Annotated in this window: 21 protein-coding genes; 11 read left to right on the forward strand and 10 right to left on the reverse strand. The window is 74.7% G+C overall.

Annotated features, from left to right (window positions below):
- The first annotated feature begins 4 nt into the window (after nt 1-4).
- The 3 genes from MFF04_RS17475 to mdoH all read left to right on the forward strand — a co-directional run bounded on the left by MFF04_RS17475 (nt 5) and on the right by mdoH (nt 4,502).
- Nucleotides 5-229 carry a hypothetical protein gene (locus MFF04_RS17475; RefSeq protein ID WP_238277649.1) on the forward strand — a complete coding sequence of 75 codons (225 nt, stop codon included), beginning with the start codon at nt 5-7 and terminating at the stop codon, nt 227-229.
- Nucleotides 230-580: 351 nt separating this feature from the next.
- Nucleotides 581-2,212: an OpgD/OpgG family glucan biosynthesis protein gene (locus MFF04_RS17480; RefSeq protein ID WP_238277651.1), complete on the forward strand. Its 1,632-nt coding sequence runs from the start codon at nt 581-583 to the stop codon at nt 2,210-2,212.
- A gap of 151 nt (nt 2,213-2,363) precedes the next feature.
- Nucleotides 2,364-4,502 (forward strand): glucans biosynthesis glucosyltransferase MdoH, encoded by a 2,139-nt coding sequence (gene mdoH / locus MFF04_RS17485; RefSeq protein WP_283206386.1) that lies wholly within the window; start codon nt 2,364-2,366, stop codon nt 4,500-4,502.
- A gap of 16 nt (nt 4,503-4,518) precedes the next feature.
- Here mdoH and MFF04_RS17490 read toward each other — a convergent pair whose 3' ends face one another.
- Nucleotides 4,519-5,445, reverse strand: coding sequence for an alpha/beta hydrolase (locus MFF04_RS17490; RefSeq protein ID WP_238277653.1), 927 nt, complete (start codon nt 5,443-5,445; stop codon nt 4,519-4,521).
- Nucleotides 5,446-5,498: 53 nt separating this feature from the next.
- Entirely contained in the window at nt 5,499-6,362 is an 864-nt protein-coding gene (locus tag MFF04_RS17495; protein ID WP_238277707.1) for an alpha/beta fold hydrolase, read from the reverse strand.
- Between the two features lie 228 nt (nt 6,363-6,590).
- On the opposite strand from MFF04_RS17495, the gene MFF04_RS17500 reads away from it, so the two are divergent.
- Complete coding sequence (locus tag MFF04_RS17500) at nt 6,591-7,529, forward strand: LysR family transcriptional regulator (protein ID WP_238277655.1); 939 nt, start codon at nt 6,591-6,593, stop codon at nt 7,527-7,529.
- 10 nt (nt 7,530-7,539) lie between these two features.
- Here MFF04_RS17500 and MFF04_RS17505 read toward each other — a convergent pair whose 3' ends face one another.
- Nucleotides 7,540-9,477, reverse strand: a complete 1,938-nt coding sequence (locus MFF04_RS17505; RefSeq protein ID WP_238277657.1) for a DUF4214 domain-containing protein — start codon at nt 9,475-9,477, stop codon at nt 7,540-7,542.
- A gap of 285 nt (nt 9,478-9,762) precedes the next feature.
- Here MFF04_RS17505 and MFF04_RS17510 point away from each other — a divergent pair, with 285 nt between their 5' ends.
- Nucleotides 9,763-10,044: a hypothetical protein gene (locus MFF04_RS17510; RefSeq protein ID WP_238277659.1), complete on the forward strand. Its 282-nt coding sequence runs from the start codon at nt 9,763-9,765 to the stop codon at nt 10,042-10,044.
- Nucleotides 10,041-10,622: a spermidine N1-acetyltransferase gene (speG, locus tag MFF04_RS17515; protein WP_238277661.1), complete on the forward strand. Its 582-nt coding sequence runs from the start codon at nt 10,041-10,043 to the stop codon at nt 10,620-10,622. The genes MFF04_RS17510 and speG overlap by 4 nt, the downstream gene beginning before the upstream one ends.
- Nucleotides 10,623-10,629: 7 nt before the next feature.
- Here speG and MFF04_RS17520 read toward each other — a convergent pair whose 3' ends face one another.
- Nucleotides 10,630-11,883: a molybdopterin molybdotransferase MoeA gene (locus tag MFF04_RS17520; protein ID WP_238277663.1), complete on the reverse strand. Its 1,254-nt coding sequence runs from the start codon at nt 11,881-11,883 to the stop codon at nt 10,630-10,632.
- Between the two features lie 81 nt (nt 11,884-11,964).
- Nucleotides 11,965-12,693, reverse strand: coding sequence for an AraC family transcriptional regulator (locus MFF04_RS17525; protein WP_306424002.1), 729 nt, complete (start codon nt 12,691-12,693; stop codon nt 11,965-11,967).
- Nucleotides 12,694-12,863: 170 nt separating this feature from the next.
- On the opposite strand from MFF04_RS17525, the gene MFF04_RS17530 reads away from it, so the two are divergent.
- Nucleotides 12,864-14,060 (forward strand): MFS transporter, encoded by a 1,197-nt coding sequence (locus MFF04_RS17530; RefSeq protein ID WP_238277708.1) that lies wholly within the window; start codon nt 12,864-12,866, stop codon nt 14,058-14,060.
- A gap of 7 nt (nt 14,061-14,067) precedes the next feature.
- Here the strand turns inward: MFF04_RS17530 and MFF04_RS17535 are convergent, their stop codons facing one another.
- Nucleotides 14,068-14,673 carry a phospholipase A2 family protein gene (locus tag MFF04_RS17535; RefSeq protein ID WP_238277666.1) on the reverse strand — a complete coding sequence of 202 codons (606 nt, stop codon included), beginning with the start codon at nt 14,671-14,673 and terminating at the stop codon, nt 14,068-14,070.
- A 188-nt stretch (nt 14,674-14,861) separates the two neighbouring features.
- Here MFF04_RS17535 and MFF04_RS17540 point away from each other — a divergent pair, with 188 nt between their 5' ends.
- Nucleotides 14,862-15,125, forward strand: a complete 264-nt coding sequence (locus tag MFF04_RS17540) for a hypothetical protein (RefSeq protein ID WP_238277668.1) — start codon at nt 14,862-14,864, stop codon at nt 15,123-15,125.
- Nucleotides 15,126-15,134: 9 nt separating this feature from the next.
- Here MFF04_RS17540 and MFF04_RS17545 read toward each other — a convergent pair whose 3' ends face one another.
- The 4 genes from MFF04_RS17545 to MFF04_RS17560 all read right to left on the reverse strand — a co-directional run bounded on the left by MFF04_RS17545 (nt 15,135) and on the right by MFF04_RS17560 (nt 18,524).
- A complete protein-coding gene (locus MFF04_RS17545; protein ID WP_238277670.1) occupies nt 15,135-15,647 on the reverse strand; it encodes a VIT1/CCC1 transporter family protein in 513 nt (170 codons plus the stop codon).
- Between the two features lie 115 nt (nt 15,648-15,762).
- Nucleotides 15,763-16,656 carry an NAD(+)/NADH kinase gene (locus tag MFF04_RS17550; protein ID WP_238277672.1) on the reverse strand — a complete coding sequence of 298 codons (894 nt, stop codon included), beginning with the start codon at nt 16,654-16,656 and terminating at the stop codon, nt 15,763-15,765.
- Nucleotides 16,657-16,795: 139 nt separating this feature from the next.
- Nucleotides 16,796-17,779: an SPFH domain-containing protein gene (locus MFF04_RS17555; protein ID WP_238277674.1), complete on the reverse strand. Its 984-nt coding sequence runs from the start codon at nt 17,777-17,779 to the stop codon at nt 16,796-16,798.
- Between the two features lies 1 nt (nt 17,780).
- Nucleotides 17,781-18,524 (reverse strand): NUDIX hydrolase, encoded by a 744-nt coding sequence (locus MFF04_RS17560; protein ID WP_238277676.1) that lies wholly within the window; start codon nt 18,522-18,524, stop codon nt 17,781-17,783.
- 142 nt (nt 18,525-18,666) lie between these two features.
- Here MFF04_RS17560 and MFF04_RS17565 point away from each other — a divergent pair, with 142 nt between their 5' ends.
- The 3 genes from MFF04_RS17565 (at nt 18,667) to bcsS (ending at nt 23,692) form a co-directional block, all read left to right on the forward strand.
- Nucleotides 18,667-19,827 (forward strand): hypothetical protein, encoded by a 1,161-nt coding sequence (locus MFF04_RS17565; protein ID WP_238277678.1) that lies wholly within the window; start codon nt 18,667-18,669, stop codon nt 19,825-19,827.
- A gap of 441 nt (nt 19,828-20,268) precedes the next feature.
- Nucleotides 20,269-22,704 (forward strand): response regulator, encoded by a 2,436-nt coding sequence (locus MFF04_RS17570; RefSeq protein WP_238277680.1) that lies wholly within the window; start codon nt 20,269-20,271, stop codon nt 22,702-22,704.
- Nucleotides 22,705-22,900: 196 nt separating this feature from the next.
- Entirely contained in the window at nt 22,901-23,692 is a 792-nt protein-coding gene (gene bcsS / locus MFF04_RS17575; protein WP_373320106.1) for a cellulose biosynthesis protein BcsS, read from the forward strand.
- Nucleotides 23,693-24,021: the final 329 nt, after the last annotated feature.

Consider the following 24,021-nt stretch of genomic DNA (forward strand, 5'->3'; position numbering starts at 1 on the left):
GACGATGGTCACGATCTGCCTGCTCGCCTTCGCCGGGCTTCTGATCGGACGCTACCTCAACGTCTTCGCGGTGGTCGCGTCGAGCGCCGCCGTCCTGCTGCTCGGGGCGGTGTCCCGGATCGTCTTCTCGGGCCCGAGCCTCGCCGACGTCGCCATGGCCTTCGCCTACGTGGCGGCCCTTCAGGGGGGCTACCTCCTCGGTGCCTTTCTCGCCCACGGCCGGTCCTGAGCGCGGCGACCCGCTAGAACCAGATCACGCGCCCCGTCTGCAGGGACGCGAAGCCCCACAGGGCGAGGGCGAGGGCGAGGAGAACGAGGCCGGCCACGAGCCGGCGGCGCTGAGCGGGCATCACGAGGCGTCTTTCGCGCAATCGGGTTGCGCATGGGCGCACTCAGGCCGGACTACGGCGGTTTTCGGGTCGGGCCAAGGGCGGGAGGGGCTCGCAGAATACGTAGCCGAGATGCGGCACGGCCGGAGCGCAGGCTTAACGCGCGGTTCAGTCGTTCGCGTGGTAGACCGCATGCAACGATCCGCCCCGCCTGCCGGTTGAGGGCGCTCCCGGCCCTGACGGATGCTTGCATGACGACATCGCCCTGCCCGCCCGGCGAGGACCGCCTCTCCATGGATCCGGTGATCCCCGGATCCGGGGATCACAGCCGCCGAGCCGTGCTGACGGGTGCCCTGCGGGCGGGCCTCGCGGCCGGCGCCGTCCTGGCGCTGCCCGGCGCCGCTGCGGCGGGGGGCGCTCAAGGGGCCGGTCAGGGGGCGGCGCAGGGGACGGACTGGCTGCTGCCGCCGGGCGCGGCGTTCGGCCCGGAGACCCTGCGCGACCTCGCCCGGCAGATGGCCAAGGCCGCCTACGCCGCGCCCGGCGCCGACGACCTCGCCGGCGATCTCAGGAGCCTGCCCCGCGACCGCTACGAGGCGATCCGCACGGCGCCCGGCACCGCGATCTGGGACGGGGAGGCCCACGGCTTCGCGATCGAACCGCTCGCCCGGGGCTCGATCTTCTCCGCGCCCGTCGAGCTGTCGCTGATCGTGGACGGCCGCATCCACCCCGTCCTCGGCGACCGGGCCCGCTTCGAGCCCGGCGAGGTCGCCCTGCCGGACCTGCCGAGCCCGCGCGCCTATTCCGGCTTCCGGGTACGGGCGCGCCTCGGCGGCGGAAGCCCCTCCGCGTTCGCGGTCTTCCAGGGCGCCTCGTTCTTCCGCCTGCTCGCCCGCGGGCAGCGCTTCGGCGTCACCGCCCGCTCCCTGACCCTGCGGCCGGCGGATGCCCGGGGCGAGGAGTTCCCCCGCTTCCGGGCCTTCTACATCGAGGCGCCGAGGGGCGGGGCGCTGAGCCTGCACGCGATCGTCGACTCGGAGTCGTGCGTGGCCGCCCTCACCTACCGGCTCACCCCCGGCGACCTCTCCACGGCGGAGGTCGAAGGCTTCCTGGTGCCGCGCAAGGCGCTCGATCATCTCGGCCTCGGCGGCATGCAGGCGGCCTACCTGTTCGGCGGCCACGACCGGCGCGGCAGCGATGACGCCCGCGCCGCCGCCTACGCGGCGAGCGGCCTCCAGATCCGCAACGGCGGCGGCGAGGCGATCTGGCGGCCGGTCCACAACCCGGAGAGCCTCCAGATCTCGTCCTTCCTCGACCGCGGCCCGAAAGGCTTCGGGCTGATGCAGCGCGAGCGCGCCTACGCGGATTTCGAGGACGACGTACAGCGCTGGGAGGAGCGGCCCTCCCTCTGGCTGGAGCCGCGGGGCGACTGGGGCGAGGGCGCGGTGACGCTCCTCGAGATCCCGAGCGATTCCGAGTTCAACGAGAACGTGCTGGCCTACTGGCGGGCGAAGGGGCCGCTGCCGGCCGGCACCGAGCAGGAGTTCGGCTACCGGCAGTCCTGGTGCTGGGAATCGCCCGAGCGGCCGCCGCTGGCCCGGGTCTGCGGCACCCGCAGCGGCAAGGGCGGCGCGGGCGCGCAGCGCCTGTTCCTCGTCGATTTCAGCGGCGACGACCTCTTCGACGAGGGGCTGGAGGCGGAGCTCTCCGCGAGCCCCGGCCGGATCGTCGCGCGCACCCTCTACCCTTACCCGGAGCGGCGGACCCTGCGGGTCTCCTTCGAGCTCGACCCGGGCAGCGCCAAGGCCTGCGAGCTGCGCCTGATCCTCAAGCGCGGCGAGCGGGTCCTGTCGGAGACCTGGCTCTATCGCTGGACCCCCTGAGCGCCCGACCGAGACGCGTTCCGAGACATTTGCCGAGACACTTGCCCGACACGACGAGACTACCCCCGCCCGGCACGCGCCGGCGGGGCCCGAGAGGAGCAGAGGCTTGGATCTTTCCCGCCAGGACACCCGCGAGACCCCCGCGGCGGAGATCCGTTCCGGATCGGCCCTGCCGTTCCGCGACGCCCTGCCCCCGGAGGCGCCGCTCGCCATGCCGGTGCAGGATCTCGCCCGCTTCGACCCCGCGACCGCCCACAGGCCGGGCGTCCGCCACGCCGCGCCCTGGGCGCAGCGGCTCCTCGTGTTCGGGCTTGCCGCTCTGCTCACCGCCTACGGCGCTTGGCAGATGTACCAGGTGGTGTCGGTCTCCGGTGGCGTCAGCGCGCTGCAATACGCCTTGCTCGCGCTCTTCACCCTGAACTTCTCCTGGATCGCGCTGGCCTTCGCCGGGGCGGTGCTGGGCTTCCTGGTGCTGCTCCCCGGTGTCCTGCGCCGCGCCGCCCCCGATCCCCTGCCGTCCGGGCTCTCGACCCGCACGGCGGTGGTGATGCCCGTCTACAACGAGGGCACGGCGCGGGTCTTCGCGGCGCTTCAGGCCATGCACGAGGGCATCGCGGCGAGCGGGCTCGGCGCCCATTTCGACTGGTTCGTCCTCTCTGATTCCACCTCCCCCGACGCCTGGGTCGCCGAGGAGCGGGCCTTCCTGGCGCTCCGCGAGCGCCTGGGAGACGGCGCGCGGCTCTACTACCGGCACCGGCGGCGCAACCACCACCGCAAGGCCGGCAACATCGCCGACTTCGTCACCCGCTGGGGCGGGGCCTACGATCACATGCTGGTCCTCGACGCCGACAGCCTGCTCACCCCCGAATGCATCCTCGGCCTCACCGCGGCGATGGAGGCGGACCCGGATGCCGGCATCGTCCAGTCCCTGCCGCTCATCGTGAACCGCAACACGCTCTTCGCCCGCGTCCAGCAGTTCGCCGGGCGCATCTACGGGCCGATCATCGCCACGGGTCTCTCGGCCTGGTCGGGCCGCACGGCGAACTACTGGGGCCACAACGCCATCATCCGCACCCGCGCCTTCGCCGAGGCTTGCGGCCTGCCGGACCTCGGGGGCAAGCCCCCCTTCGGCGGCCACGTGCTCAGCCACGACTTCGTGGAGGCGGCGCTGATCGCCCGCGCCGGCTGGGGCGTGCGCATGCTGCCCGGGCTTCCCGGCTCCTACGAGGAGAGCCCGCCCTCGCTCATCGACGTGGCCGTGCGCGACCGGCGCTGGGCGCAGGGCAACCTCCAGCACGCCCGGATCATCGGCGCGGCGGGCTTGAAGCTCGCCTCCCGCCAGCACTTCGCCACGGGCATCGCCGGCTACGTTGCCTCCCCGCTCTGGGCCGCGCAGCTCCTCATCGGTCTGGCGCTCGTCGCCCAGACCGCCTTCGTGAAGCCGGAGTACTTCACCTCCGAGTTCGGCCTCTACCCGGTCTTCCCCCGGTTCGACGCGGTCCGCGCGCTCCAGCTCTTCGGGCTGACCATGGGCGTGCTGCTGGCGCCGAAGTTCTTGGGCCTCGTCCTCGCCCTCCTCGACGGGCCGGTGCGGCGGGCCTGCGGGGGCGGCCTGCGCCTCGTCCTCTCCTGCCTCATCGAGATCCTGCTCTCGGCGCTGATCGCTCCGATCGCCATGCTGATCCAGTCGGGCTCGGTGTTCCAGATCCTCGCCGGGCGCGACACCGGCTGGAACCCGCAGCGCCGCGACGACGGCTCGATTCCCTTCGCCGATATCGTGCGTCGGCACCGCTGGCACATGGTGCTGGGGATCGTGGCCGGCGTCTCGGCCTTCGCCATCGCCACCTCGCTCTTCCTCTGGATGTCGCCGACCATCCTCGGCCTCGTCTTCGCGATCCCGATCTCCTGGGCGAGCGGACAGCTCGGGCTCGGCCTCGCCCTCAAGCGGGCTGGGCTCCTGATGATCCCCGAGGAGCGCGAGCCCCCCGCCGTCCTAACGCGGGCCGGAACGCTCGCCGCCGAGAACGCGGCGCGGTGCCTCGACGAGGCCGACGCGCTGGAAGCGCTCCACGCCGACCGGGCGCTCGCCGAGGCGCATGCCCGGATGCTGCCCGCCGCCGAGAGCCGTCCCCGCGGCGCCGTGGAGACGGAGCACGTCCTCGCCCAGGCCAAGATCGTCGAGGCCGAGACGCTCTCCGAGGCCCGCGCCTGGATCGCCGCCCCGAAGGAGCGCATGGCCCTCCTCCACGACCGCGCCCTCCTCGACCGGCTCGCCCGGCTGGCGCCGTAGGCTCCGGCCGGCGGGCTCAGGTCAGGAAGCCCCTCGCCCGCAGCCATGCCTCGTACCAAGAGGGCCAGTCCGCGCTCGCCGTGCCGGGGTGGCCCATGCCGAAGCCGTGGCCGCCGCTCGCGACGACGTGCAGGTCCACCGGGACCCCGGCGCGGCGGCAGGCCTCGGCCATGATCCGGCTGTTGGCGACGTCGGAGATCGGATCGTCCTTGGCCTGGGCCAGGAACACCGGCGGGCAGCGCGGCCCGACATGCGTCTCGACCGACCACTCCGCGCTCGCCGCGGCGCCCGGATGGCGCCCGACGAGCTGCACCCGCGTCGAGCTGCGGTCGTAGGGCGGCTCCAGGGTGACGATCGGATAGATCAGCGCCGCCGCGGCGGGCCGGGCGGAGCCGGCATCCGCGGCGTCGACGGGCGCATAGGAGCGCAAGCCGGAGCGCGCTGCGGCGAGGCCCATCAGGTGTCCGCCCGCCGAGAAGCCGAGGACGCCGACGCGCTCCGGATCGATCCCGGCGCGGGCGGTCCCGGCCCGGATCAGGCGCAGGGCGCGCTGCGCGTCCTGGAGCGGCGCCATCGGGCCGGCCTGCCAGCCTTCCCGCGGCAGGCGGTAGGCGAGGACGAAGGCGGCGATGCCGCGCTCGGCGAGCCAGCGGGCGGCGGGGCGCGCCTCCCGCTCGACCTCGATGCGCCGGTATCCGCCGCCGGCCGCCACGAGGACGGCCGCGCCGTTCGGCCGGGCGGGCACGAACACCTCCAGGCTCGGCGCGGCGATGCTGCGGATCGCCCCCCGGTCGTCGGTCTCGAGCGGCCCGGCCGGACCGCCCCCGCCCGGCGGGCCGGCCGGCCAGAGGGGCACGACCGGCCGGTCCTCCGAGGCGGCGCGGGCGGGCCGGGCCGCGAGGGCGGCCGCGGCGAGGAGAAGGGACCGGCGGGTCGGCGGCATGGGGCAAGCCTTGCCACCGACGGGCGACGGGGTGAAGCCGCCGCTCCCCCCTTTCAGTCCCGCGCCATCGTCCGCCCCAGGAAGTCGCGCATCAGCCCCGCGATCTCGGCGTGGTGCGTCTCCAGGGCGAAGTGGCCGGTGTCGAGGAGATGGACTTCGGCCTCCGGCAGGTCGCGCCGGTAGGCCTCGGCGCCGGCGGGCAGGAAGAACGGGTCGTTGCGCCCCCAGACCGCCAGCAGCGGCGGCCTCTGCGCCCGGAAGTAGTCCTGAAACTTCGGGTAGAGCGCCACGTTCGAGCGGTAATCGAGGATCAGGTCGAGCTGGATCTCCTCGGCCTCCGGCCGGCGCATGAAGTGCCGGTCGAGGGCCATCCCGTCCGGCGACACGAGCCCCTTCGGCGCGCCGTGCTCGTACTGCACGCGGATCGCCGCGTCGGAGAGCGAGGCCCGGCAGGCCTCGCGCCGCTCCGGGCTCGGGTCGCGCCAGTAGGCCTGCCAGGGCTCCCACTCCCGGCTCAGGCCCTCGGCATAGGCGTTGCCGTTCTGGGTGACGATCGCCGTCACCCGCTCCGGCCGGCGCATCGCGAGCCGCAGGCCTGTGGGCGCGCCGTAGTCGAAGACGTAGAGGGCGTAGCGCGTCAGCCCGAGCGCGTCGACGAAGCCCTCGATCACCTCGGCGAGGCGGTCGAACGTGTAGGCGAACTGCGCCCGCGGCGGCGCGAGCGTGTTGCCGAAGCCGGGCAGGTCCGGCGCGATCACCCGGTAGCGGTCGGCGAGACGCGGGATCAGGTCCCGGAACATGTGGCCCGAGGTCGGGAAGCCGTGCAGCAGCAGCAGGAGCGGCGCGTCGCGGGGCCCGGCCTCGCGGTAGAACACGCCGACATCGCCCACGGCTTGCGTGGCGTAGCGGACCGTCATGGAAACCTCCTTCGATGCCTGGGGGCGGCCCTCCGATCCGGCGGGCCGGATCGCGAGCAGCGTCGCGGCGAGGCCGAGGGACGCGAGCACCGTGCGCCGCATCGGATGGTTCGGAATCGCCGTCATGGCCGCCGCCTTCCCGCGTCTGGAACGAGCCCCGAGGTAGATTTCCGCGCGCTCCGCAATAAGTCCCGCAGGCTGCAAGCCAGGATTTCAGGATCTGAAACGATGGATCGGCTCGATGCCATGGCCGCCTTCGTGGCGGTGGTCGAGGAGGGCTCGCTCGCGGCGGCCGCGCGCCGGCTCGGGCTGTCGCCGGCCAGCGTCACCCGCGCCGTAGCGATGCTGGAGGCGCGCCTCGGCGAGCGGCTGCTACATCGCTCGACCCGGGCCCTGCGCCTGACCGAGCGGGGCGAGCGCCAGGTCGCCCTCTACCGGAACGTGCTGGCCGAGCTCGCCGAGGCGGAGGAGGCCGGTGCGGGCGACGCCCGGATCGAGGGCCGGATCGCGCTCACCGCGCCGACGCTGTTCGGGCGCAGGGTGGTGATGCCGGCGGTCGAGAGCTTCCTCGAGGCGCATCCCGCCGTCGGGGCGCGGGTGCTCCTCCTCGACCGGGTCGTGAACCTCGTCGAGGAGGGCGTGGACGCGGCGGTCCGCCTCGCGCCGCTGCCGGATTCCGGGCTCGTCGCGGTGCGGCTCGGCGAGATGCGCCGGCTCGTCTGCGCGGCGCCGGACTACCTCGCCCGCTCGGGCGCGCCCGCGACGCCGGGCGATCTCGACCGGCACGCCTGCCTCGGCACCGAGGACGGGCTCGCGCGCGAGATCTGGCATTTTTCCGACGGCGCGTCGGATCGGCGGCGGCCCCTGTCGCGGACGGTGGGGCCCCGCATCGCCCTCAACAGCGCGGGCGCGGCCATCGACGCCGCGGTCCGGGGCGGCGGCCTCTGCCGCGTCATGGCCTATCAGGTGGTCGAGCCCCTCGCGGCGGGCCATCTCGTGCCGCTGCTGCGCGGCTTCGAGCCGGCGCCGGTGCCGGTCCATCTCGTCTTCCACCCGATCCCGCGACGGAACCGGGCGCTGCGGGCCTTCGTCGATCACGCCGTCCCGAGGCTCCGGGCGGCGCTCACCGACCTTTCGGAGAGGATCGCGCGCTTCGACGGGGCGTAGGCGGCGAGGCTCAGGCGGCGAGGTGCCAGCCAGCCTCGATGCGGCCGACGAGATGCAGCGCCGCCTCGGGGCTTTCGGCGATGGCCGCGGCCACCGCACCCCGCGCCGCGCCGTGGGCCAGCGCGTCCGCCCAATGGGCGGCGCCCGTCGCATCGGGGGCGCGGCCGAGTGCCTCCTCGTAGAGCCCCGCGACGAAGGCGGCGTCGCCCGGCCGCGTCGGATGCAGGGCGCCGTACTCCCGCGAGGCGAGCATCGCCTCGGCCACGCCCGCGACGCTGCCGCCTCCGTGCAGGACGGCGGTGAAGCCCGCGAGCCCGGCGGCGTCCGGCGCCCGCTCGAGCAGGCCGTGATAGAGGCGGGCGACCTCGGCGGCCTCGGCATCCGGCACGTAGACGCCGGCACGGAAGACGCTCTCGATCCCCGCCCGGTTCTCCACCGAGAAGGCGATGCCGACCGCCACGTCGGCGCGGGAGGCGCCGTGGGCGATGAGGTCCGTCCAGTGGGCGATCTCGGCCGTGCCGCCCTCCCGGTGCAGGGCGGTCTCGTAGAGATGGCCGACGAAGCCGGCGTCGCTCCGCCCGCCCGCGCCAGCCTCCGCCTGGAACTCCCCGGAGGCGAGGATGCGCGCGGCGAGCTCCCGCGGCGAGAGGTTCGCGTCGAGCCAGCCCTCGAAGCCCAGCGCGTCGGGCGCCCGGTCGAGGAGGGCGTCGTAGAGGGTGACGATCGCGCCCGCGGCGCTCCCCGCATCGTGGCTCACCGCGCCGAAGGCCGTGCGGTTGGCCGTGAAGTCGAGGGCGAAGTCGAAGACGTCGCTGGCGCCGGCATTGCCGGCGGCGTCGATCGCGGTGGCGGTGAAGGCGTAGTCGTGGCGGGGGCCGTCGCCGGCGGTGAGGCCGAGGCTCCAGTGCCCCTGCGTGTCGGCGGTCGCGGTGCCGATCACCGTGCCGTGGTCGCGGATCGTGACGGTGGCGCCGGCATCCTCCGCACCGACGCTGCCGGACAGGACGTGGCGGGCGGCGGACGTCCCACCGCTCGCGCCGTCGATGGCCACCTGCGGGGCCGCCCGGTCGAGGGTGAAGGCGATGGTGCCGGCCGAGAGGGCGCGGCCCTGCGCGTCCAGCGGCGTCACCGAGACGGTATGCGCCCCGTCCGCCAGCGCCGCGGGGTCGTAGGCGGCGACCGGCCGGCCGTCGACGAGGGTCACGAGGGCGGCCCCGGTCCCGTCCGTGAGGATCGTCAGCGCGGCGTCGGAGGTGATGCGGTCGCCCGGGAGGCCGGTGTCGTGGGCCAGCGCGACGCGGGGCGCGCCGGGGCCGTCCGGCGCGTAGGTCTCCGGCGCCTTCGGGTCGACGAGGATGGTGTTGCCCGCGGCCGAGGCGGTGTTGCCGGCCCGGTCGGTGATGCGGAGCGTGGCCGCGACGGGTCCGTCGAAGCCCGAGAGGTCGGCCCGGTAGCTGCCGTCGGCGCCGACCGCGACCTCCGTGACATGGGTGCCGTCGCTGAAGCGCGCGACCGCGGTGGCGTCGGCGTCGAGGCCCCCGACGTGGAAGGGCACGGACACGGATTCGACCGCGTTGACGATCCGGTCCGGGGTGATGCCGACCGCGAGGCTCGCGAGGGCGCCCGCGTCGGCGGTGAGGTCGAGGGCGAGATCGCGCCCGGCGCTCGCCGTCTGGCCTTCCGCGTCCGTCACCAGCGCCTCGACCCGGTAGGGCGAGACGCCGCCCGACAGGCGCGCCACCGCCGCGGCCGGGACGCTGACGCTCCAGACGCCGCCCGTCACCGTCACGGCGTAGGTCGTGCCGGCGAGCGAGAGGGAGAGGGCTGTCCCGTCCCCAAGGCCGGTAGTGGTGCCGCGGACCGTCACCGCCGCGGCGTGCTCGGCCGCGTCGAGGATGTCGTCGCCGGCGATCGGCGCGATCGTCACGGTGGGGAGCAGGGTGGCCATCGGATCGGTCTTCCCGCGCGGCCACGGGGCCGGCTGTGTCTCGGGCTCCACCATAGCCGCAAATCGGCCCGGCGGGCGGGCTCGGGGCGGCGGGACGCGGCCGAATTGCCGATCTTAGTACACAATCAAGGTTAACGCTCCGCCAAGGGATGCCCAAGGGACCCGCTCGGGACGCGCTCGGGACGCCCTCCCCCGCATCGCGGCCCTGCATCCGTCCCGATTGACCGGATCGGCGCGGCGCCGCACAACGCTGCCGCTTGAGGCTCAACGCCGGAGGACGCGACCATGGACGCGACGAGCGGGGCGCCCCGCCCGACCATCGGACAGAGCGACGTGGTGCGCGTCGGGCTCATCGAGGCCCTGCGGCAGGTGGTGCAGGAGCTGAGCCTGGCCATCGGCCCCGACCGCGAGGGCGAGCTGACCGACCTGCGCAACCGCATCATCGGCGAGGCCCTGCGCTCGCCGATGCTCGACCTCCCCGCGGGCGAGCGCAAGCTCGCCACCGAGATGATCGCCGCCGGCATCGGGCTCGCCTTCCACACGGCCCGCAAGGCCGAGCGCCGGTGACGCGCCCGTCGAGCGCCAAGGTCGTCGAGGCGGGGGTCAAGCTGCGGCCGCTGGAGCGGGAGGACCTGCTCTTCGTCCACCAGCTCAACAACAACGACAGCATCATGCGCTACTGGTTCGAGGAGGCCTACGAGTCCTTCGCCGAGCTGTCGCAGCTCTACGAGCGCAACATCCACAACCAGACCGAGCGGCGCTTCATCATCGCGACCGGCGCCAACGAGGCGGCGGGCCTCGTCGAGCTCGTGGAGATCAACCACCTGCACCGGCGCTGCGAGTTCCAGATCGCGGTCCACCCGGCCTTCCAGGGCCGGGGCTACGCGCGGGCGGCGACGCGCATCGCCATCGACTACGCCTTCAAGGTGCTCAACATCCACAAGCTCTACCTGCACGTGGATGGTGACAACGCCCGCGCGGCCGGCATCTACGAGAGCTGTGGCTTCCGCTCCGAGGGCGTCCTCAAGGACGAGTTCTTCGTCAACGGCCGCTACCGCGACGCCGTGCGCATGTGCCTGTTCCAGCCGGACTACCTCGCCATGCGCGGCCCCGGCGAGGTCGCCCAGCCCGTGCTGAAGGCGTGATGCGCGCCTACCAGAGCAGCCCGTAGGGGTGGAAGCGCAGTATCGCGCCGGGCTCGATCCGCGTGGCCTCGTCGGGGATCTCGGCGAGCCCGTCGCTCTCCGTCAGCGAGGACAGGAGCGCGGAGCCATCCCGGGGGAAGCGGTGCAGCTCGGGCAGCCCGTCCAAACCCGTCCGCAAGCTTGCGCGTAAAAACTCGCGGCGGCCGGGCCGCTTGCGCAGGCCGAAGACGGCGCGCACGGGCTGGCCCTCCGGCGCCGTGTAGAGGGCACCGCCGAGGCGGGCCAGCAGCGGCCCGACCACGAAGGCGAGGGTGACGTAGGCCGCGACCGGGTTGCCGGGCAGCCCGACGAAGGGCGTGCCGGCGACGATCCCCATGGCCACGGGCCGGCCGGGCTTGATCGCCAGCCGCCAGAACGCCAGCCGTCCGACGGCCTCGACCGCCCCGCGGACATGGTCCTCCTCCCCCACCGAGACGCCGCCGGAGGTGAGGACGAGGTCGTGGCCGGCCGCAGCCTCCGAGAGGCGCGCGGCGAGCGCCGCGGGCGCGTCGCGCAGGATGCCGAGATCGGCGACCTCGGCGCCGAGGCGCGCCAGCAGCGCGGCGATCATCACCCGGTTCGAGTCGTGGATCGCACCCGGCGCCAGCGGCCGGCCGGGCTCGGTGAGCTCGTCGCCGGTGGAGAACACCGCCACCCGCAGCCGCCGGCGCACGGGCAGGCGGTCGTGGCCGCTCGCGGCGGCGAGCGCCAGGTCCTGGGGGCGCAGGCGCCGGCCCTGCGGGATGACGAGGGCGCCCTCCCCCGCATCCTCGCCGCCCGCGCGGGCGTTGGCGCCGCGGATAAGGCCAGGGGGCAGGCTCACCCGGTCGCCGTCCAGCGTGACGTCCTCCTGCATGAACACCGTGTCGGCGCCGGGCGGCAGGGCGGCGCCGGTGAAGATGCGCACCGCGCCGGGCCACACGGCGCCCTCCCCCGCTTGGGCTCCGGCGGGCAGCCGCCCGGTGACGGGAAGCCGCGTCGGACCTTCCGGCGCGAGGTCGGCATGGCGCACGGCGTAGCCGTCGACGGCGGAGTTGGCGAAGGGCGGCACCGCGTGGAGCGCATGGATGTCGGCGGCGGCGACCCGCCCGTCGGCGAGCCCGAGCGGCACGGTCTCGATCCCCGCCGTCACCGGCAGGCGCTGCGCGATCAGGGCGGCGGCCTCCTCGACGCGTAGGACCGGGGCGCCGGGGACGAAGCAGTCGTCAGTGAGCTGCGCCATCGGCCTCCACGCCCTCGTCCCCTCATCGACCCCTCTCGAGCGGTCCGGTATCGGTGATCGCGGCCGCGCCGTCGAGGCCGCTCACGGCGGTGCGGCGAGCGCCCGGCGCATGGCGAGGCCGAGCCCGCGCGGGTCGGCGTAGCCCACGGCGCGGGCGACCGCGCGGGGCGCCTGACCGTCCGCCTCCAGCGCCAGGGCGCGCAGGACCCGCGCCCGCGTGCGCCACGCGCCGAAGCTCAGGCCCGTCTCGGCCCGGAAGCCGCGGGTGAGCGTCCGGCGGCTCGCCCCCGCCTGGTCCGCCCAGGCATCGAGGTCGCGCTCCGCGCCGGGATCGGCCATCAGCGCAGCGCAGACCCGCCGGAGCCTCGGATCGCGGGGCAGCGGCAGGGTCAGGGGCGTCTCCGGCGCGCGGGCGATCTCGTCGAGGATCAGGGCGGCGAGGTGGCCGCCCCGGCCGGCCTCGTCGTACAGGACCGGCTCCTCCGCCAGCGCCGTCAGCGCCGCCGCGAGCAGCCCCGAGACCTCGAGCACCCGGCAGCCGGAGATCGGCCCGAACAGGGGTGCCGCCAGGGCTTCCGGTGCGATGTAGGCCGAGCACATCGCGACGAGGCCGTGCATGGTCACGTCGTGGTCGAGGCAGGGCGGGATGAAGAGGGCGTGCTCGGCGGGCAGCACCCAAGTGCCGTCGGCGGCGTTCACCAGCGTCAGCCCGGTCGAGGCGTGGAGGAGCTGCGCGCGGGCGTGCCGGTGCCATCCGGTGCGGGCGCCCGCCGGGTAGGCCCGCGACAGCACCGCCACCGGGCGCGGCACGTCCTGGCAGTCCTCGGCCCGGCGCGGGCGCGCCGGCGCCTCCCCGCCTCCATCCCGTGCCGTTGGCCCGATCATGCCGGAATACGGCCCGACATGGTGGGGCGGGTCAAGTATGACGGTCGGGCGCGGACGCACCGCCCTCCCGAGTGCCGGCCATGACCCTGGCGACCATCAGCCCCGAGACCCTGTCGCGCCGCACGCTGCTCTTCGTGAACGCCGCGCACGCCCTCGACCACTACGTGCTGCTGATCTACCCGACGGCGGTGATCGCCATCGCCGCGCAGACGGGGCTCGGCTACGGCGCGCTGATCGGGCTCGCCACAGGCGCCTTCGTGGCCTTCGGCCTGTGCTCGCTGCCGATGGGCTGGCTCGGCGACCGGCTCGGGCGGCGCACCATGCTCGCGGCGTTCTTCCTCGGCTACGGCCTCGCCTGCCTCGGGGTCGCGACGGCGAACGGCCCGACGGGCTTCGCCGTCTGGCTCCTGGTGCTCGGGATCGCCTCGGCGATCTACCACCCGGTCGGCTCGGCGATGCTGGTGAGCCACGCCCGCCGCCTCGGCCGCGACCTCGGCACCAACGCGGTCTGCGGCAATCTCGGCTCGGCGAGCGCCGCCGGGGCGACGGCGGCGCTCGCGGCCGGCTTCGGCTGGCGGGCCGCCTTCGTCGTGCCGGGGCTCGTCTGCCTCGCCCTCGGGGCGGCCTTCCTCGCCCTGGTACCCGGCGACGGAGAGCGCCGCGACGGGCGCGCGGGGGCCGCGCCGACCATCCCGCAGCGGCGCCCGCTGGCGCTGCTCGCCGTGTTCGCGGTGGCGGTGGTGGCCGGCGGCATGACCTTCAACCTCACCACGATCAGCCTGCCCAAGGTCCTCGACGAGCGCCTCGGCATCGAATTGCCCCTCGTCTTGATGGGCGCGCTCGCGACCCTGGTCTTCGTGTTCGGTGCGCTGATCCAGTGGCTGATGGGCCGGCTCGTCGACCGGCTGTCGCTGCCGACGATCTTCGTCGGGCTCGCGGTGCTCCAGCCGGCGGGGCTGGCGCTCGCCGCGGCGACGCAAGGGCTGGCGCTGCTGCTGGGGCTGCTGCTGACGGTCGCGGCGATCTACGGGCAGGTCGTCGTCAACGACGCCATGGTCGCCCGCTACGTGCCCGCCCGGCACCGGGCGACGGCCTTCGGGGTGCGCTACTGCCTCGGCTTCACCGCGAGCGGCTTCGTGGTGCCGATGATCGCCCTGATGCACGACCGGGGCGGCTTCGGGCTGGTGCTCGGCGCCGCCGCCCTGTGCGGTCTGGCGGTCTGGCTCGCGGCGCTCGCCTTCTACTTGCTGGCCAGCGACCGGCGCGGCGAGAGCACCGTGCCGGCGGAATAGGGGGCGGTCAGGGCGCCTTGCACTCCATGAGCCCGGCGGCTTCCGAGACGCTGAGCGCCCGGCGCCGGATCTCGGGCGCGACGCCCGGATCCTCCGAGACGGAGGCCGCCTCGTCGCGCAGGGTGCGGTCGCAGGCGCAGGACCGGTAGCCGGCCGCGTCGTAGCAGGCGTCGTGGCGCATGCAGGCGGCGTCGAGGAGATCGGTGGCCGGCAACCCTTCGCCCCGCTGGCCCGCGCCGCAATAGTTGCCGTGGTAGAGCGAGCGTCCGGTCAGCACCTCTCCGAGCGCGCCCTTGGGCGGGGCCGGCGCCTCGCGCTCGGCGCCGGGGTTGAGGTCGTTGGCCGGGCCCCCCGCCTTCGAGCCGGAGTTGCGCAGCGCCTTCGGGACCGAGGAGCTCGCGCCGGGCTCCGTCAGGGCCTCGCCGGTGCGCGAGTTCGGGTCCGACAGGTCCGGCAGCGGCGGGGGCGGGCCCGGACGGGGCTCGTCGGCCTCCGCGGGCACCTCGACGATGGCGGGGGCCGGCGCCTGGGGAACGGTCTGGGCGAGGGCCGGGCCTCCGGCGATGAGCGCTGCGAGACAGGCGGCGCGAAGGGAGCGGGGAAGGGCCTGCATCGGTGTCGCCCGCCAGCGGCGGCCTCGGGTCGGCGGCCGGCACGCCAGGGGTCCGGCGCCGAAGAACGGTCGAGCTTGCCCAACCGTTCCCGCGTGTCCTGCCGCGGACCCTTGCGGCGGGCGGCGGCCTGCGGGACACAGGGTGCCCCTGGGCCCGCCCGCGCGCGGCTCGATCCGGAGAGGCCACCGTGACGAACCGCCCTCGCGTCGCGCCCGCGGGCCTCGCCGCCCTCCTCTCCCTCGCCCTTTCGGGCTCGGCCCTGGCCCAGGCCGGGTTCGGCATTCCCGGCGGCAGCGTCGGCCTGACCGCGCGCGGCGTGCCGGCGAACCCCTTCGCCTCGAACTACCCGTCCGCCCCTCCGCCGGCCGTGGCGCCCTCTCCGCGCCACCGCGTCCACGCCGCCGACGCGCCTCGCCGCCGGCCGGCGCGCCGGGCCCCTCGGCCGCGCTGAGACGACGTCTCAGGCGGAGCCGCCGAGCCAGAGCCCGACCGCGAAGACGATACCGCCGCCGACGAGAACCTGGACGATCGTGCCGGGGAGGCTCGAGCGCATGTAGCGCCAGCGGATCGCGGCGATCGCCAGGAGCTCGATCACGACCACGGCATAGGCGAGGTGAAGCGCCACGCTCATGTTGGCGATCAGGAAGGGCAGCGTGTGCAGCATCCCGCCGAGCGCCGTCGCGAGGCCGGTGATCAACCCGCGCCCCAGGGGCGCGCCGCGGCCGCTGACGGCGCCGTCGTCGGACAGCGCTTCCGCGAGCCCCATGCTGATGCCCGCCCCGAGGGAGGCGGCGAGCCCGACGGAGAAGGCGCTCAAGGGCCGGCCGGTGAGGCCGGCGGCCGCGAACAGGGGCGCCAGCGTCGAGACCGAGCCGTCCATCAGGCCGAGAAGGGCCGGCTGCACCCGCTGGAGCACGAAGTCGCGCTCGTGCGGCGGCAGGTCCTGGACGAAGGCGGGCAGGGTCTGGGGCATGACAGGCTCCATCAGTTTATATCGATTCTAAACTGGTGGAGCTTGTTTAGAGAAATTACAAACCGGTGAGGGGCGGTCCTCCTCGGGCTTGTTTCGATCCCCGCGCCTCGCGCCGCTACGCGACCACGAGGTCGAGGGTGCGCTCCGCCGGGGCGAGGCGGACCCGCCGCCCCCAGTCGAAGGGCAGGAAGTCCTGCTCGATGCCGTCGGCGAAGATCACGCCGCCCTCGTTCATCCGCGAGGTGACGAGAAGCGGCGCGGCCTCGAGCTTGCCTGCTCTCAACCCCGTGCCGGTGCCGCGGCTCGGGAAGGGCTCGCGCACCCAGTAGCCCACCGCCGGCTCCTCGGGCCCGAGCGAGAGCCCGAGATGCGTCGCCTCGCTGATCGAGCGCGCCCAGCCCGTCGCCCCCGTGCCCGATGCGACGATGAGCCCGCTCGAGGACTGCTCCTCCGCCCGACCCCCGTCCTCGATCCGGTAGCGGGCGGACTGGTGGCTGCGGTGGCCGACGAAGATCTCGTTCAAGGCGAACAGGCTGCCGCCCTGGTCGATGCGGGCCTCGACCATGGTGCGTCGCTCGATCCGGGCCCGGCCGGCGGCTGCCGCCGGCAGCAGGCCCGCGAGGGAATCGACCGAGGCGCGGGCGAGCACGCCGTCGTAGAGGTCCGGCAGCGGGTTCACGCCGATCACCGGCTGGCCCCCGGCATACTTGGCGAGGTTCGCCACCAGCCCGTCCTGGCCGAGCGCGACGATCACGTCCTCGGCCGCGAACAGGAAGCGGTCGAGGTCGGCCCGCTGCACCAGCGCCTGGCGCCAGCCGGCGGGGACCAGCGCCCGCGCCCTGGCGAGTGCCGCGTGGAAGCGCGCGTGCCGGGCCTCGATGACCCCGAGATCCTCGCCCCGGCTCTCCAGGAAGAACCGCGCCTGCCCCCGCGTCGCGTGCCGGGCGATGAGGTCCTCGTAGTCGGTCGCCCGGACCACGAACACGGCGCGGGGGGTGATCGCCGCCATGACGAGATCTCCATTCTGTCTGCCTCCGCCCCGATAGGATCGGAGCTGAGGCGTTCCGCGCATGAGCGCGGGCGCCCGTTCGGGCTGGCGCTGCACTTTCGGCCATGGCCGAAGGTGCAGCAGTCCGAGGTTTCGCGCCTTAGCGCCCGGCGGCGAGCGCCGGGGCGTGGCGCAGCTCGCCGAGCACCGCGGCGAGGAGGTCCGGGTTGATGGTCAGGTGCTCGATCGTGTCGAGCTTGCCCGCGAACTCCCGCGCCGCGAGTCCGAGGAGCACGGCGGGCGGCAGGTCGCGGTAGGTGGCGACCCGCTCCCGCTCGGCCTCCGCCCGCGCGCCCTCGACGGCGCGGATGCGCTCGGCCTCGGCCGCCGCCTCCAGGCCGCGGGCCTCCGCCTCGCCGGCCGCCCGTTCGCGCAGGTTCTGCGCCTCCTGCGCGATCAGCACGGTCTCGCGGCGGGCGAGCTCGGTCCTGGTGGCGAGCTCGTTCTCGGCGATGGCCCGCTCCTTCTCGACGGCGAGCGCCCGGCGGCCGAAGGTGGCCTCGTCGGCCTTCCCCTGGAGCGCCTCGTAGGTCGGGGTCTGGAGGGCGCGCTCCAGCTCCTTGGTCGGCGCGAGGTCGGTGAGCCGCACGGAGACCGCCGCGACGCCGATCTCGGCCAGCGCCGGATCGGCGGCGAGCACCGATTCGAGCCGCAGGCGCAGGGGTTCGGGGCCGCCGTCGAGGAGCGCGCGGACCGGCTGGCCGCCGAGGTGCTGGAGCGTCGCCTGGGCGGCGATGCCGCTCAAGCGCGCCTCGATCTGCTCGACGGGCTCGCCCCTCAGGCGCCCGCTCCCGAGGTCGATCGAGAAGTCGATGCGGCTCGCGAGGCGCTCCGGGTCGACGACGTGCCAGCCGATCGTGCCCTGCACCGCGATCGACTGGAAGTCCGCGCTGCGGCCGCGCACGAAAAGAGTCATCTCGCGGTCGTCCATGGGGACCTCGCTGATGCTCGCGGTCTCCGGCCGGAACCAGAAGGCGAGCCCGCGCCCGCTGCCGCGCACCCGGCCCTTGCGGTAGCGCACGATGTGCCGGCTCGCCTCGCTGCGGAGCTGGGAGAGGATGCCGAAGCGGCGGATCGTGGCCATGTCATGCCTCCTGTGACGGGCGTGGACGCTTGAAGCGGTAGAGCTCGGCCGGGCGGAACGAGGCGCCGGCCTCGCGCTCGCCGGTGGCCTCCAGCCAGCCGCGGTCGAGCATCCGGCGGCGGAAGGCGGGTTTGTTGAGGGGATGCCCGAGGATGCCCTCGTGCACGTCCTGGAGCTGGCGCAGGGTGAAGCGCTCCGGCAGCAGGGCGAAGCCGACCTCCGACCAGTCGAGCTTGCCCCGCAGGCGCAGGATGGCCATCGCCAGGATCTCGGCGTGGTCGAAGGCGAGCGGCAGCGGCTCCTTCTCGCGGAGCGAGAGCGCCGCGACCGGGCCGCCCGCCTCTCCCGCCCAGGCCACCTCGACGATGGCGGCGGTCAGCGCCCGCTCCCGGTCGAGCGCCTCGGCGAAGGCGTCCTCGGGGAGGAGCGCGAGATGGGCGACCGTGACGATCCGCATCCGCGGGTCCCGGTCGGGCGCGCCGAAGGTGTAGAGCTGCTCGAGATGGGCGCAGGCGATCCCCGCCTTCTCGGCGAGCACGCGGCGGGCGGCCGCCTCGATCCCCTCCTCGATCCCGACGAAGCCGCCGGGCAGCGCCCAGCGCCCCGCCTGGGGATGCGCCTCCCGTCGGCGCAGCAGCACGGCGGGCCGTCCCTCGCGCAGGCCCAGCAGCACCAGGTCGACGGCGAGCGAGGGCCGCGGAAAGGCCTCGGGATCGTAGGCGGACAGGAACTCGGCTTCGCTCACGGCGGCACCTTATATGCGATCTGCAATTTAGTTAGAAGTAACATGGATATATGTCAAGCGGGGTCGCTACCCCGCCCCTGGCTCCGACGGGAGGAGCCTCCTATCTCGAAGGTCGATAGCCTTCCGCCGGGGACCGCCCTCGATGCCGTTCCGCTCCCCCCGTCCCTGGATCGCGCTGGCGCTGGCGGCACTGCTGCTTGCCGGCACCGCCGCGCCGCTGCTCCCCGGCGCGGCGAGCGCTTTCCGGCTGCTGCGGGCGGCCGACGACCCCGCCGCCCTCTCGGCCCTGCGGCTCGACGGCGTGCTGACGCCGGAGCGGGTCGGCGCGGAGATCGACACGGCAGTGGCGGCGGAGGACGAGGACCTGGCCCGAAGCTTCCTGGCGCTCGCCGACGCCCACGGCGTGCCGATCGAGGCGGAGCGCCGGGCGCGGGTCGCGGCGCTCGCCGACGGGGCGGCCTACCGGGCCGCGCGGGATTTCGCCGGCGGGGCCGTCAGCGGGCAGGCCGAGGGTGCGGCCGGGCTCGCCGGCGCGCTCGCCGCCGACGTGAGCGGGCTCGGCGATGTCCGCGACCTGCTGCGGGAGGGCGTGCCTTACCTGCGCGGCGAGCCGCACGATCCGCTGCTCCTCGGCCTCTCGGCGGTGGGGCTGGCGGCGACCGCCGCGACCTGGGCCGGCGGCGTCGGCGCCCCGGCGCGGGGCGGTCTCAGCGTCCTCAAGGCGGCGCGCCGGCTCGGGCGCCTGCCGGCCCCCCTCGTCGCCGCCCTGACGCGGATGCTGCGCGCCGGCATCGACGCCGACGCCTTGCGCGCGACCCTCAAGGCGGGCGCGCGTCTCGATCTCGCGGGCCTGCGGCTCGGCGCCGGGGCGGCGGTGCGGCCGGCGGCGCTCGCCCGCTTCCGCGATCTCGGCCGCGACGTCCACGGCCTCTACCGCGCCATCGGCAGCCGCGGCGTCGTGCAGGTGCTCGGGCTCGCCCATACCCCCGCCGAGATCGCCCGCGCCGAGCGGCTCGCCGCCCGGCTCGGGCCCCGGACCCGCGCCGTGCTCACGCTGCTGGGGCGCTCGGCCCTGGTCCTCGGCGGCCTTCTCGCGACGCTGGTTCAGACCGTGCTCGCGGCGCTGGCCTGGATGCTCGGGCTCGCCCTGTTCTGCCGACGGCTCGGGCTGGCGATCGGCCGCGCGATCTGGCCTGCGCGCCGGGCCGGGGCGCCCTCCCGCGATCGCGGGCTCTCGTGGAGCGCCCGGTGGGACCGTCAGCGTCTCCCGTGGCGGCCGGTCCGGGCGGCCGCCTCCCCGTAAGCCCCGCCTCCGCGACGCCCCCCCCCGGGACTCGCCCGGAGACGAAGCGCGACAATCCTCCGCGGCCCGGCGCCTGGACACCAGACGGCGGGGTGGCGCGGGGCGTCAGCCCTTGCGAATCACCGGCGGGGGCTCGGCGGGCGCGACGGGCGGCTTCGTCGCGCAGGCGGCCGCCGCGAGGGTGAGAGGAGCCGCGACGGCGGCCCGGCCGGCGTATGCAACCTTCAAACGAGAAATCTCTTCGATGCCGGTTGCGTCCGGGGCTTGATCGACGGTGGCGAACGATCCGATCGGGCCATCTCGAGCGGGGCGTCCCGCGCCGCATCATTAATCGGCCCTTAAGCAGTTCGGCGTCTCGTTCGCCGGAAAGCCCGTCTCGGACGCCCGCGTCCGGCTGGCCCTCGCTCCGCTCCCGCGCGGGCGAGGCGGTGGAGACCTCGCATGCCGGACAGCCTCCGGATCCCGCTCAAGCTCCTGAACGCGGCCCAGCTCGCAGGGATCGCGGCGGCCGCCTTCGGGGCGGCCTGGCTGGGGCTTGCCGCGTCGGGGGGACGGGGCGGCGGGGACGAGGCGCAGCGCTTGGTGCTCACCGCCTCCCGTACCTTCGCCGAGGCGGTCGACGAGGGGCTGGCGGCGGCCACCGCCGATGCCCGCGGCGTCGCCCTGCTGCTGCGTCCCGACGAGCACGCCCTCTCCGATGCCGAGCGCTCCGCGATGCTGCGCGACTGGCTGGCCCTCAAGCCCGCCTATGGCGGCGCGACCCTCGCGGGCGGGGACGGCCGCGTGCGCGCGACCGGGGACGGGCGCGGGATCGGCGCCGACCAGTCGCGCCAGGGCTGGTTCCTGCGCGCCCGCGAGGCCGGCGCCGTCGTCGCGGCGCCGGGGGGCGGCGACGCCTTCGCCCTCGGCCTGGCGCTCCCGGCCCCCGGCGCCGAGCGGATGCTGCTGCGGGCCACGCCCGCCTTCTTCGCCGAGATCGAGGCCCGCGTCCGCCGCGCCCTCGATCTGCCCGACGCGGTCGCCTTCACGGTGACGGGCGCGGACGGGCGCGTGCTCGCGGGCGCCGGTCATGCGGGAAGCGCAGAGGCATCCCGCGCCCAGGCCGCCGCGCCGACCCGCGGGGCCCGCGACCTCGCCAATCCCGGCTGGCTCGTCTCGGCCGAGGGACCCGCCGTCGCGGCGCCCTCCCTGGTGCCGGGCCCCCGCGCCCTCGGGTTCGGGCTCGTCCTCGTCCTGGTCGCCGGCGGGATCGGCTACGGCCTCGGGGCGCGGGCCGCCCGACCGCTCGCCCGGCTCGCCGAGGAGGCGGAGGCCGGCGAGGGGCCCCCCGCCTCGCCGGTCGAGGAGATCGACCGCCTCACCCACAGCGTCGCCGGCCGCGACCGGCGCTCCGGCGCGCTGCTCGCCAGTGCCGGCACCGGCCTCGATCGCATCCGGGGACGGCTGCGCAGCTTCGAGAGCATGTCGGGCTGGACCTGCTGGGAGATCGATCCGGAGACGCGCCAGATCCTCTGGTCGGACCGGGACGCCGCCGGAGCCTCGGACCGGGCCGGCGCCCTCGCCGACCTCGCCGCGCGCTTCGATCCGGAGGACCATCCCCTCATCGACCTCACCATGCGGGCCGCCCTCGCCTCGGACGAGCCCCACGACGTCGTCCTGCGCACCCGCGGCCTGGGCGGGGCGCCGCCGCGCCGGGTGCTGATGCGCTTCCTCGGCGGGAGCGATGCGAGCGTCGGCGGGCCGCCGAGGGTCCACGCCCTCAGCCGGGAACTGCCGGAGGACGACGCGTCCGATCCCGCCCACGGGCTCAACGAGCGCCGCCGCAACGCCGTGCTCCGCCGGGTCACGGACGGGATCGTCCACGACTTCAACGACGTCCTGACCATCGTTCTCGCCAATCTCGGCGTCCTCAGGCGCCGCCCGGGGCTCGATGCCGAGCAGGCGCGCCTCGTCGAGGGGGCCATCGCCGGGGGCCTGCGGGGCGCGGCGCTCACCCGGCGCATGCTGAGCCTGGTGCGCGGCGCGGGCGACGGCCCCGGCGAATGCGACCTCGCCGGCACGCTGGCCGCGCTGCTGCCCTTCCTCCAGGCCAACGTGATGCGGGGGGCGCCGACGATCGAGCGCGTGCCCGCCGGCCTGCCCCGGATCCTGTGCGGCGAGCGCCTCCTCGAGGTCGTGCTGCTCAACGTCGCCGTCCATGTCCGCGACCTCGGCCTGCCGGGCTTCGCGGTGGGCGCCGCCGCCCATGGCGCGGACGAGCCGCCGGCGCTCGGCCTGCCCGCCGGGTCCTACGTCCGGCTGCTCCTGGCCGGCGGGCGCCCGCCGGCCGACGCGCCGCCTCCGAGCCCCGGCTCCGCCGCTCTCGAGACGGCGGCGCGGCTCCTGGCGGAGCACGACATCGGCTGGCAGGTCGTCTCCGACGGGACCGACGGCGCCTCGTTCCTCGCCGAGATCTGGCTTCCGGCGGCGCCTCACGCGGCGCTCCCCGCCCCCGCGCCGGCGGCCGCGGACGCGCGCCGTCTGCGCATCCTCCTCGTCGAGAGCGACGGCCTCGTCCGGGCGAGCCTCGCCGAGGCGCTGGCCGATCTCGGCCACACCGTCGTCCAGGCGGGCTCCGGCGGGCACGCCCTCGCGCTTCTCGCCGAGAACGCCGCCTACGACGCGATGATCGCCGACCAGGCGATGCCGGTCATGACCGGCCTGCAGCTCGCCGCGACCGTCGTCGAGCGCCATCCCGGCATCCGCGTCGTGCTGGCGAGCCCCCACGGCCGGCTGCCGGCCTCCGCCCGGCAGTTCCTCCAGCTCGACAAGCCGTTCCGGCCCGAGGAGCTGGAGACGCTTCTCGGCGGGCTCGCGCCGCAGGCCCGCGCCGCCTGACGCGGCCCGGCACCGGTCCGAATCCTCCGCAAGCAAAGGCTTCGGGCTACGAAGGAATTTCGCCTGCGCGAACGAGATCAGCCGCGCCCCATGCAGGGTTGTCGCACGAACTTCCGCCTCTGCCGGAAGTCATTGTTAACCTTCACCAACCATAAATCCCCGGGTCGGCCCGACGATGCTCACGGAGGACACGGCCTTGGCGACTCTCGACAGGACTCGCGCCCGCCGGATCGCGCTTCTGCTCGCGGCGCCGCTCGGCGCCGGCCCGGCGCTCGCGGCCGACCTGCCGCGTCCCTCGGCGGGCACCGCCGACTGGTACACGGGCGCGCAGCAGCAGGCCGTCGACGACAGCTGGGCGGTCGCCGTCGACGGCTCGGCCAGCGTCACCTCGAACAGCTCCGCCTTCGGCTCTGTGACGGTCACGGCCGCGCTCACCGCGCCCCCAACGGTGAGCGGCGCCCGGGTGCGGGTCGAGGGCGTGGCCGGCACCTACGCCTATCCGGGCCAGGCGGTCGCCTCCCGCGTCACGGGCTATCAGCAGGAAGGCTCGCTGATGGGTGGCTACGAGTGGGTCTGGCAGGACGCCGCGCTCGCCGGCTACATCGGCCTCAATGTCCGCAGCAACCAGCTCTCCATCTCCGATCCCGGCAACCCGGTCGTCGGGACCGGCGTCGGGCTGAAGGTCGCCGGCAACTTTTACGCGAATCCGACCGATCGGACGATGGTCTCGGCCTACGGCTCGTACTCGACCAACTTCAACGCGTATTACTCGCGCTTTCGTGTCGGCTATATGGTCGCGGACGGCGTCTACATCGGACCGGAAGCCCTGTTTCTCGGGGACGATTTCTTCCGGCAGTATCGTGTCGGCGCTCATCTGACCGGCGTCAGCTTCGGACCCGTGAAGATGTCGCTGGCCGTGGGCTATGTCCGCGACCGCGTCCAGGGAACGGGCTATTATTCCAGTGTCGAGGCCCGCGCGAATTTCTGACGAAAGCCTTGCTTGTCGGAGTCGGCACAGATTTCATGAAAATTGTATCGATTCCGAAGTCTTTCCCGGCCGGAGAGAGCTTCCGGTTGCGCCGCTCAGATCGTCGGCAAGCGGCTTCGAGGCGAAAGGTCGCATCGCTAGACCGTGACGACGACGTATTTCTCTTGATCACCGCCGGACTGAGCTTGGCGCCGGCGGAAATACCGCCTTGCCATCGGCGGTGGCTTTTGGAAGATGATCCGATGCGAAACACGGCGCGCCGGAGCCTGCCGCGAGACTGATTCGGGAAACGGTCATTCTTTCTCGATACAACTGAAGGCGGTATCGGA

Source organism: Methylobacterium jeotgali (assembly GCF_022179345.1).
GTDB lineage: Bacteria > Pseudomonadota > Alphaproteobacteria > Rhizobiales > Beijerinckiaceae > Methylobacterium > Methylobacterium jeotgali.